Origin of the sequence: Arthrobacter sp. TB 26, from assembly GCF_000427315.1 — a bacterium.
In the GTDB taxonomy this organism is placed as follows: domain Bacteria; phylum Actinomycetota; class Actinomycetes; order Actinomycetales; family Micrococcaceae; genus Arthrobacter.
On the sequence record NZ_AUPJ01000170.1, the window covers coordinates 1 to 9174 of the forward strand.

A 9174-nucleotide genomic window follows, 5' to 3' on the forward strand; every position below is an offset into this window, starting at 1 on the left:
ACGAAGGAGAGCACATGCTTCTGGAACGCATCTACGACGAAGATCTTGCCCAGGCCAGTTACTTCATTGGCTGCCAGGCCAAGGGTGAGGCGCTGGTCGTTGACCCGCGCCGTGACATCGCGGTGTACCAGTCTCTGGCTGCGAAGAACGGCATGACGATTGTTGCCGTGACCGAGACCCACATCCATGCGGATTTCCTCTCGGGCACCCGGGAGCTGGCGGCCGCGACCGGTGCCACTGCTTATGTTTCCGGTGAGGGTGGAGTGGACTGGCAGTACGGTTTCGAGGCTGAGCGCCTCTATGACAATGATGTGATCACCCTGGGCAACATCACGGTGAAGGCCCTGCATACGCCCGGCCACACCCCGGAGCACCTGTCCTTCCTGGTCACCGATGGTGCGTTTGCCGACACCCCCGGGTACCTGCTCTCGGGTGACTTTGTTTTCTCCGGGGACCTGGGCCGCCCGGACCTGCTGGATGAGGCTGCCGGCGGGGTGGACACCCGCTTCGGCGGGGCCAAGCAGCTCTTCGCGAGCCTGCGGGAGAAGTTCCTGACCCTGCCGGACCACGTCCAGGTCCACCCGGGCCACGGCGCCGGCAGTGCCTGCGGCAAGGCCCTGGGCGCGATCGCGTCCTCCACGGTCGGCTACGAGCGGCTCTACTCCTGGTGGGGCCCGTACCTGGCCGCCAACGACGAGCAGGGCTTCATTGATGAACTCCTCGACGGCCAGCCCGACGCGCACGCGTACTTCGGCCGGATGAAGCGGGAGAACCGTGAAGGCCCGGCCGTGATGGGCGAACGCGCCCCGCTGGCCGAACTCGACCTCGCCGCCGTCGCGAAGGACCTCGCCGCGGACACGGTGACGTTCATCGACACCCGCCCCAACGACCAGGTCCACGAAGGTACCGTCACCGGCTCCCTCAACGTCCCGGCCGGCAAATCCGTGGCCAGCTTCGGCGCCTGGGTGGTGAACCCGGAAACCGACAAGAACCCGCTCGTGCTCCTGGCCCCTGACCAGTCCGCAGCGCAGGAGATGTGGGACCACCTGGTCCGCGTCGGCATCGACAAGGTCGCCGGCTACGTCACCGGCTTCGAGGGCCTGCCGGTCAGCACCCCGAAGCTCATCGCGCCTGAAGACCTCGAGAACTTCGACGCCGCCATGGTCCTGGACGTCCGGAACCGCACTGAACACACCGCCGGACACATCCCGGGCTCCCACCAGCTCAGCGGCGGCCGCGTGATGTGGCACCTGGACGAGCTCCCGGCCGAGGGCACCATCGTGAGCTACTGCCAAAGCGGCGTCCGGAACTCCGTCGCGGCCAGCGCGCTGCGCCGCGCCGGCTACGACGTCGTCGAACTCGACGGCAGCTACGCCGCCTGGGCAACCCGGCAGCCACTGGCATCCATTGCCAGCAACTGATCCAGGCACCATCTGAAGTGATTGACTGACCGTGAGGGCGGCGGACCGGCAAACGGTCCGCCGCCCTCACTGTGCCAGCCAGCCGACCTTAGCTGTTGGCCCGCCACCCGGGAGGCAGGCTTCCGGTATGCAGCTTCAGCTTCCTGAACGCGGGTACTTGAGCCGGTCCGCGATGAAGCCGCCCGAGGCGGTCGCGGCGAGTATCAGCAGCAGCAGGGCGCCGGGAACCGGTGCCATCAACACGGCCCACAGTGCAGGGACGATGTCGCCGACCCGGGTATGGACAACGTCGCCGGGAACCACCCGGGAGGCCGGTGTGTTTCAGGGGAACCGCGTTGGGGGCCGATGGTTTCCAACAGTCGGGTTGCCTGCGCGGATGTGAGCCCTTGAGGCTCGGGCACCGGCGCTCAGCCTTGGATTGTATCCGCGCCGCTGCGGACGACCAGCACCGGGCAATGGGCATGGTGCACCGCATGGCTGGATACCGAGCCCAGCAGCATTCCGGCGAAGCCGCCATGGCCACGCGATCCGACCACCAGGAGATCCGCCCCCGCAGCAGCTTTCAGAAGCACTTCGGCGGGATGGCCCTCCGTCACTTCACCGGTGACCGTCCCCCCGGCTGCGGATGACCGCTGCAAAGCGTCAGCGTGCACACTCCGGGCATTGTCTCCGAATGATTCATGGTCCTCAGCCCTGCCGGCTGCGTCACCTATGACGGGGTAGTGCCAGGCTGTGACAACGTAAACCTCCCCTGACCGCAGCCGCGCTTCTTCAAGGGCCCAGTCAAGAGCCGCCAGCGAAGAGTCCGACCCGTCGACTCCGACAACAATCCGAAATACCATTCCTGCCGCCATTGCGCCTCCCGCTATGGAAACCGCGTCTTCGCGGCACTACGTCGTCCGGCAAGGCCAACAATCCTCCCGATACGCAGGGGAATCAAGAGGATCTTCCTGCCGGAGGCGGACGTGGTGACGACGCCTCGCACCCCTGGCTCATCAGAGAGCGGAGACGCTATGCCTGGCGCAGCCCACGGCCCCGTGACGAGGCGAGACTAACCAGCCATTCAGTTGCCTCCGCGCGCGAGGTGAAGTAGGCGTGCGGACAGAAGCCGTGCCGTCCCAGGGCGGCCGCCACGACCTTGTCGACGACGGTGGATCCCACCATAGCCACAGCCGAGACGGCCCTGGCGCGTTCAAAGGCGCCCCTCGCGGCGGCACTCATGGTCACATCAGAGATTTCGACCAGGAGAGGCAACGCCCGGCCGGCGCTCAGGCCCTGCATTTTCTCGATGGACTTCATGGCGTCGTCAAGGTCGACCTGTGAACCGGGCCTCCAGAACAGGTGAGAAACCCTGCCCCGCTGACACCGAGCCGCCCTTTCCCGCCTGCAATCAGGATTTCTTCCACGACATCCCCCTAGGTACGACACGCTACCCTTTCGAAGGCTTTAGCCGCCCCGGCACGCCGGACCGGCTGCAGCCAGCACGTTAACTTGGTGATGCGCGGGGTCCCGGCCACCCAGCGTTGCCGTGGGCACGAACAGGAGAAGTCGGCCGGCAAGTGTTTCCTGGCGAAGCTGTTCGGATGGTAGGTCGACTCGCCCGGCACGGGCGTTGAGGAACAGGAAAGCGCCGGAGGACATGTCCTCCGGCGCTTTCTTCTTTCCCTTGCAGGCACTCTCAGGAGAGGAGCGCCTGCACAGCGACGTAGGCGGCGATCACCAGGACGAGGATGCCAAAGCCACGCTTGAGTGCCTTGTCCGGAATCCTGCTGCCGATCCGCCCGGCCGCGAGCGAGGCGACCATCGCGGTTCCGGCGAAGGCGGCCGTGACAGCCCAGTCAATCTGCAGGTCACCCAGGTGGGCGGCAAAGCCGGCGGCCGAGCTGATCACGATGATCACCAGGGACGTCCCCACGGTCACCGCCATCGGGAGCCCGAGAACCAGGGTGAGGGCCGGGACGATCAGGAAGCCGCCGCCGACGCCGAGCAGGCCGGTCAGGAACCCGACGACGGCGCCGGTCGCGATTGCCTTGGGCAGGCAGCTGCGCCAGTTGACGCCGCCTTCGGGCAGCGCGCAGGCGCCGCCGGCGGTTTTGGACGGCATCAGCATCCGGATGCCGGCGAAGACCATGATCGCGGCAAAAGCCAGGAGCAGGATCTTCGGGTCCAGGAGCCGGTTGACCATCGCGCCGAGGTACGCGGTCACGGTGCCTGCGGCGCCGATGATCAGCGCCAGTCTCCAGTTCACCCCGGAGCGCAGCCGGGGCAGCACCGCGACGGCGGAGGAGGCGCCGACGACGACCAGCGACGTCGGGATTGCCGCGGCAAGCGGCAGCCCTACGCCATAGACCAGGGCGGGCACGGCGAGAATTGACCCGCCGCCTCCAACCAGGCCCAGCAGGCCGCCGACGATCAGCCCGAACGCCGCCGCGGAGAGGATCATGCCCGGGAGTCCAGGTTCTGCAGCGCCTGGTGGGCGGTGGGCTCGTTCGCGGAGCGGTTCCACGGCATCTTGGAGAGCATCTGGCCCATGGCACAGCTGTTGGTCGCGGCAGAGTAGGTCAGGCCCGCGCCGATGCCGCCGGCAATCAGACCCAGTTTGGGCGAGACGAATTTGCTGCCGAGCACGCCGGCCAGGACGAGCGAGCCCGCGGTCATCCGGACCTGACGCTCCAGCGCCCAGGTGCCACGGCCGCGGACCACCTTTCCGCCGGCCGCCGAGTAGGCGGGAACTCCCCCGGACAGGACACTGGCGCCAGCCAGCCCGACGGCGTCCAGGTGCTTGCGGGCCTGCTCGGCCCGGTTGCCGGACTGGCATACCAGGACCACGCGGGTGCCCATTTTCGCCGCGAACTCTTCAGTGTGCTCGCTGAGCATGGCGAGCGGGACATGGTACGAGCCCCTGATGTGCATGGAATCGAACTCGGCACCGCTGCGCACGTCAATGATCATCAGGTCGTCGTGATTGTCTTCCCAGGCCTTCAGGGTCGAGGCATCAATGGATTTGGGAGCGGAATCAATGGCGTTGGTCGTATTCAAGGAAGTCATAGTCTCTTTCGGTATATCTTGGAGCATTTCTGGTGGCGGACCCGCGTTTGCACGAAACCGCCATCCACCGTCCGTTGGCCATGTCAGGGACAGGCCCCGGGCAGGTGGAAGCCCGGGCGGCACTTGGGGGCATGCCACCCGGGCAGTCTAGGGGGTCAGCTGACGGGGAAGCCTGCGGCTGCCCAATCGAGCATTCCGCCGGGCACGGTGTAGGCGGTGAAACCTGCCGCCGTGAGCTGGTCCGCGGCTGCTGCACTGCGGCGTCCGCTGCGGCAGACGGCGATGACGGGGCGGGACTTGTCCAGGTCGTTGAGGTGGCTGGCCAGTTCGCCAAGGGCGACGTGCTTGGCGCCGGGGATCATGCCGTCGGCAACTTCAGCTGATTCGCGGACATCCACAATCTGGGCGTCGCTGCCGCTCTTAAGCTGTTCGGCGAGCTGCTGGGGGGTGATTTCCATGTGCTGGACCTTTCGGTAGGACGGGGCTGTTGCGCTACAAAAACGAGGTTTTCGGGGTTTCTCAGGAACGGGGCCGGGACCGTTTAGGTCAGGCGCAGGAAGAGTGCGCGGATTTCCTCCAAAGTAAGGCTCCCGCCCGCATCCTCAGACCGCACCGCACCTGTGGCAGGGAGGTCCGCAGGCTCTGCGAGGCAGTCGCGCATCGCCGTCGAGATCAGTTCGAATCCGGCTTTATCCAAGGCTCCGCGGACCGCGGTGAGCTGGGTGACGACATTCCGGCAGTCGGCGCCGGACTCGACGGCGGCAATCAGGGCAGTGAGCTGCCCCTGGGCGCGCTTAAGACGGTTCACCGTGCGGCGGCTGCCGGGATCCGGGCGGGGTTGGAGTTGCGGGAAGCTGGCTGTGGAGGACATGCTCACTTGCCGCCGGCCTGGTAGTTGACCGGGTGACCGTTGCGATACCACTCCGTGATGCCGCCCATGACATTTACCGCATCGTAGCCGTCGGCCGTGAGGTGCGCCGTGGCGCGTGAACTCCGGCCACCGGAAGCGCACATCACATAGACGGTCCGCCCGATCGGAACGTCACCGAGGGACTGCTGAAAACGCGATAGAGGAATATTCCTGGTTCCCGGGACGCAAGCCTCCAAGTACTCTTCCTCTTCCCGGACGTCGATGATGGATGCCTCCGGCCCGAGTGCAGCCAGGTCGTTCACTGAAATGCTCTTCATGCTGGTGTCCTTCCACGATGTCCGGGAGCCCGGGCGGGCATCCTCCCTACCATCATGATACCCCTGGGGGTATAAAAGCAAGCCGGAACGGATCGCTTGCGCCTATACCCCTGGGGGTATATTGTTTTCATATGGCAACCATCGACATTTCCGAAAAGACTTTCAACGACACCATCACCGGCAACGACATCGTGCTGGTGGACTTCTGGGCAGCCTGGTGCGGCCCCTGCCGGATGTTCGCACCGACTTTCAGCAAGGCATCGGACAACCACCCGGACGTCGTCTTCGCAAAGGTGGACACGGAGGCCGAGCCCGGCCTCTCCGCCGCCGCCCGCATCTCCTCCATCCCCACCCTGATGGCATTCCGGGAGGGAATCCTGGTCTTCTCCCAGCCGGGGGCGATGAACGCGACCGGGCTGGAGCATCTCATCACCGGCATCAAAGAGCTGGACATGGACGAGGTCCGCGCGAAAATGGCGGCCGCGCCGGCTTCAGCCCCGGCTTCGTAGGATAAGTAACTACCGGACCCCGGACCGGGGCTCGTGGGACATGCCCAACCGACGGATCCAGGAGCACACATGAGCAGCGAACCAGCCATCACGGCGTCGGGCAGCATCAAGCCGGCCACGGGCCATGAACCCGACGATATCCAGCCGGTACGGGTCGTGCACCTGGGCGGTGACCGCTTCGACATCAATGTCCGCGGCCACGTCATCCGGACCGACCAGCCGGCCAGCGACGGCGGGGAAGACACCGGCCCGACTCCGACGGAACTGTTCATCGCCAGCCTCGCAGGCTGTGTCGCGTTCTACGCCCGGCGATACCTGCGCCGGCACGACCTGCCCACCGAGGGACTGGCCGTCGAGGCGGATTTCCGGATGGGCTCGCGCCCCGCACGCGTCGCCCGGATCGAGGTGCGGCTCACCACCCCCACTGGCATGCCCGAGGAGCGGCGAGGGGCCCTGCTCGCCGTCGCCTCGCACTGCACCGTGCACAACTCACTGATGACAGCCCCGGAGATCTCAGTGGTCTTCGCTGGCGACCCCGGATGACAACAGGGAAAAACATCGGGACCAACCGCGCTCCCCACTGAGGGAGCGCGGTAGTTGCCGTCGATCAGCGGGCGGAACCGCGCCACCGACCCCATGAGGGCTCATGCGGGCACTTTCGACGCACAGCGGAAGGCCCGTTCGGGGTTAGGCCCCCCGCCCTGCCACGATGAGTTGTGACTACCGTAAAAACCATCCTTCTGTTCATTCTTGCCGCGGCGGCCGAAATTGGTGGCGCCTGGTTGGTCTGGCAGGCCGTCCGCGAAGGCAAGGACTGGTGGTGGGCCGGACTCGGCGTCCTGTCCCTGGGTATCTACGGGTTCGTCGCGACCCTCCAGCCGGACGCGCACTTCGGCCGCATCCTCGCAGCCTACGGCGGCGTGTTTGTGGCGGGCTCGCTGGCCTGGGGCATGATCCTTGACGGTTTCCGCCCGGACCGTTGGGATGTCGCCGGATCCCTGATTTGCCTGCTCGGCGTCGCCGTCATCATGTTTGCCCCGCGCAGCGCGGGCTGAGGCGACTCCGGACGAAGGCAGGCGTCTTCAGTGTCGCTGTCGGGCAGGCGGGGTCAGTCGTGGGTGGGTTCGCCGGTGACTTTGTGGTCGGCGTGGTTCAGGCCCTCCATGACGAGACGAGTCAGGTGTCCGTCGGCGATACTGTACACGACGCGGCGGCTCTCTTTTTATGTGGTGACGAGGCCGCTGAAGCGCAGCTTGGCCAGATGCTGGCTGACGGATGTCCGGGACGCACCGGTGCGCTCCACCAGGGACGTCACGTCGGAGGGTTCCTGGGCCAGGAGCCAGAGGATATGCAGCCGGGTGGGATCCGAGAGCATCCGGAACGTGGCCGTGGCGGTGTCGAGCCGGCGGGAGTCGGGAGCTTCGTTGTGGTGCAAGCTCGGTGCGCCAGCGCGTTGTACGTTGTCCACCGGATCACCCTTTCGCGGTTGCCGGCGCGGGGCCGGTCCTGGATGTTGCGGGCCAGAATCTCAGGGCCGCCACGGTACCGATTGTAGCCACCGCCGCGAGGACGGCGGCTGCGGCGGGCTGGCCGGCAGTGGCGCCGATCCATCCTGCGGCCGGGTAGGTGATGATGAAACACGCGTGGGAGAGACACGGTCCAGAATCCTGGGGGCCGCCAGCGCGATGACCATTGATCCCGCGCCGAAACAGGCCAGGGCGAGGGCGACGTCGGCATTTGAGCCGCCGAAGAGTTCCCGGGCATAAACCACGGTGTTGACGAGCACCAGGGCTGTGGCGGCCGCCACCACCAGGTTCAGCGCCATCAGCCCCCGCAGTTCCGGCGTCCTGGCAAAGATCCGGGCGCCCAGGGTGGTCCGGTGCCACAGCGAACCCTCCGGCGGAGCTGGATGCGCCGCCGGCAACTGGTGGTCACCACCAGCGCCGCCGAGAACAGGAAGCCGGCCACGGTTCCCAGGAACAGCTCGTGGAAGGACAGCACCGTCAGCAGTGCTGCTGCCAGCGCGGGACTGGCCAGGGATTCGAGGTCGTAGGCCAGGCGCGAGAGCCAGCATTTTGATCGTCAGCGCTGTCCCGATAACGGCCCCGGTATTAGGCCGCGTTGCCCGCACCCGCTGCGCCCTCCCCAACGCCGGCGCGCCGTGCGCCGGGCCGTGACGCCCAGGAGCCAGCTGCCCGTTCTGACCCCTGAGGTGGAACGCATCGTGACAGTACATAATTGCTTGAATACATTGACGCATGTACTTTTGTGTCATGGAAACCCTGACGCACGCCCCGGTGCTGGCACGGTTCGGCTACGCTGTCTCCGATCCGACCCGGGCCCGGATCCTCCTGGCGCTGGCAGAAGCACCCGCCTACCCGTCCGACCTGGCCGACACCCTCGGAGTGTCACGGCAGAGCATGTCGAACCATTTGACGTGCCTGCGCGGCTGCGGGCTGGTAGTGGCCGTTCCGGACGGACGGCGGACCCGGTATGAGCTCGCCGACGCGAAGCTGGGACACGCGATCAGTGACCTGCTCGGGGTCGTCCTTTCGGTGGACCCGGCCTGCTGCGCTCCCGACGGGACGTGCCTGGCATGACGGCCGTCGAGCTCGGACCGGACCCCGTCCGCCGCGCCGTGCTCAGCCGGCGGATCCGGCTCTTCGCCGCCTCGACCATCAGCTACAACGTCATCGAGGCCGTCGCCGCTCTCTGGGCGGGCGGTGTGGCCGACTCCTCGGCCCTGATCGGCTTCGGCCTGGACTCGGTGATCGAGGTGGCGTCCGCCGTCGTCCTGTCCTGGCAGTTCTCCGCCAAGTATCCGGAACGGCGCGAGCACCTGACCCTGCGGCTCATCGCCGTCTCCTTCTTCGCCCTCGCCGCCTTCGTTACTTTCGACTCGGTCACGTCCCTGGCCGGCGGCGGCGACGCCCGGCACTCCACTCCGGGCATCGTCATCGCGGCGCTCAGCCTGGCCATCATGCCGGTACTGTCCTGGCTGCAGCGCC

Annotated in this window: 15 protein-coding genes and 1 pseudogene (1 of these 16 only partly in view); 6 read left to right on the forward strand and 10 right to left on the reverse strand. The window is 66.7% G+C overall.

Annotated features, from left to right (window positions below; genetic code table 11):
- Positions 1-14 precede the first annotated feature (14 nt).
- Positions 15-1421 carry an MBL fold metallo-hydrolase gene (locus tag K789_RS0105680; protein WP_024365916.1) on the forward strand — a complete coding sequence of 469 codons (1407 nt, stop codon included), beginning with the start codon at positions 15-17 and terminating at the stop codon, positions 1419-1421.
- 135 nt (positions 1422-1556) lie between these two features.
- Here the strand turns inward: K789_RS0105680 and K789_RS25340 are convergent, their stop codons facing one another.
- The 8 genes from K789_RS25340 to K789_RS0105720 form a co-directional block, all read right to left on the reverse strand.
- Positions 1557-1724: a hypothetical protein gene (locus K789_RS25340; RefSeq protein ID WP_157835665.1), complete on the reverse strand. Its 168-nt coding sequence runs from the start codon at positions 1722-1724 to the stop codon at positions 1557-1559.
- Positions 1725-1828: 104 nt separating this feature from the next.
- Positions 1829-2275 (reverse strand): universal stress protein, encoded by a 447-nt coding sequence (locus K789_RS22430; RefSeq protein ID WP_035739280.1) that lies wholly within the window; start codon positions 2273-2275, stop codon positions 1829-1831.
- A gap of 157 nt (positions 2276-2432) precedes the next feature.
- Positions 2433-2720: a hypothetical protein gene (locus tag K789_RS0105695; protein ID WP_024365918.1), complete on the reverse strand. Its 288-nt coding sequence runs from the start codon at positions 2718-2720 to the stop codon at positions 2433-2435.
- 379 nt (positions 2721-3099) lie between these two features.
- The gene (locus K789_RS0105700) at positions 3100-3864 is read right to left on the reverse strand and encodes a sulfite exporter TauE/SafE family protein (protein ID WP_029704580.1); all 765 of its coding nucleotides are present in this window, start codon (positions 3862-3864) and stop codon (positions 3100-3102) included.
- The gene (locus K789_RS0105705) at positions 3861-4469 is read right to left on the reverse strand and encodes a rhodanese-like domain-containing protein (RefSeq protein ID WP_024365920.1); all 609 of its coding nucleotides are present in this window, start codon (positions 4467-4469) and stop codon (positions 3861-3863) included. Before K789_RS0105705 ends, K789_RS0105700 begins: the two co-directional genes overlap by 4 nt.
- 155 nt (positions 4470-4624) lie before the next feature.
- Positions 4625-4927, reverse strand: coding sequence for a rhodanese-like domain-containing protein (locus tag K789_RS0105710; protein WP_024365921.1), 303 nt, complete (start codon positions 4925-4927; stop codon positions 4625-4627).
- Between the two features lie 83 nt (positions 4928-5010).
- On the reverse strand, positions 5011-5340 hold the full coding sequence (locus tag K789_RS0105715) for a metal-sensitive transcriptional regulator (RefSeq protein ID WP_024365922.1): 330 nt from the start codon (positions 5338-5340) through the stop codon (positions 5011-5013).
- Between the two features lie 2 nt (positions 5341-5342).
- On the reverse strand, positions 5343-5657 hold the full coding sequence (locus K789_RS0105720; RefSeq protein ID WP_024365923.1) for a rhodanese-like domain-containing protein: 315 nt from the start codon (positions 5655-5657) through the stop codon (positions 5343-5345).
- A 131-nt stretch (positions 5658-5788) separates the two neighbouring features.
- Here K789_RS0105720 and trxA point away from each other — a divergent pair, with 131 nt between their 5' ends.
- The 3 genes from trxA (at position 5789) to K789_RS0105735 (ending at position 7221) form a co-directional block, all read left to right on the forward strand.
- Positions 5789-6166, forward strand: a complete 378-nt coding sequence (gene trxA, locus K789_RS0105725; RefSeq protein ID WP_024365924.1) for a thioredoxin — start codon at positions 5789-5791, stop codon at positions 6164-6166.
- A 69-nt stretch (positions 6167-6235) separates the two neighbouring features.
- Positions 6236-6709 (forward strand): OsmC family protein, encoded by a 474-nt coding sequence (locus K789_RS0105730; RefSeq protein ID WP_024365925.1) that lies wholly within the window; start codon positions 6236-6238, stop codon positions 6707-6709.
- Between the two features lie 173 nt (positions 6710-6882).
- A complete protein-coding gene (locus K789_RS0105735) occupies positions 6883-7221 on the forward strand; it encodes a YnfA family protein (RefSeq protein WP_024365926.1) in 339 nt (112 codons plus the stop codon).
- A gap of 167 nt (positions 7222-7388) precedes the next feature.
- Here the strand turns inward: K789_RS0105735 and K789_RS22435 are convergent, their stop codons facing one another.
- Together K789_RS22435 and K789_RS24425 are read right to left on the reverse strand one after the other, a co-directional pair.
- On the reverse strand, positions 7389-7634 hold the full coding sequence (locus K789_RS22435) for an ArsR/SmtB family transcription factor (protein WP_306376509.1): 246 nt from the start codon (positions 7632-7634) through the stop codon (positions 7389-7391).
- 60 nt (positions 7635-7694) lie between these two features.
- The gene (locus K789_RS24425; protein WP_024365927.1) at positions 7695-8090 is read right to left on the reverse strand and encodes a hypothetical protein; all 396 of its coding nucleotides are present in this window, start codon (positions 8088-8090) and stop codon (positions 7695-7697) included.
- A gap of 349 nt (positions 8091-8439) precedes the next feature.
- On the opposite strand from K789_RS24425, the gene K789_RS0105750 reads away from it, so the two are divergent.
- Together K789_RS0105750 and K789_RS22445 are read left to right on the forward strand one after the other, a co-directional pair.
- Positions 8440-8766, forward strand: a complete 327-nt coding sequence (locus tag K789_RS0105750; protein WP_024365928.1) for an ArsR/SmtB family transcription factor — start codon at positions 8440-8442, stop codon at positions 8764-8766.
- Positions 8763-9174 (forward strand): annotated as a pseudogene (locus K789_RS22445) (cation transporter); it runs 349 nt beyond the window's last position. Before K789_RS0105750 ends, K789_RS22445 begins: the two are co-directional and overlap by 4 nt.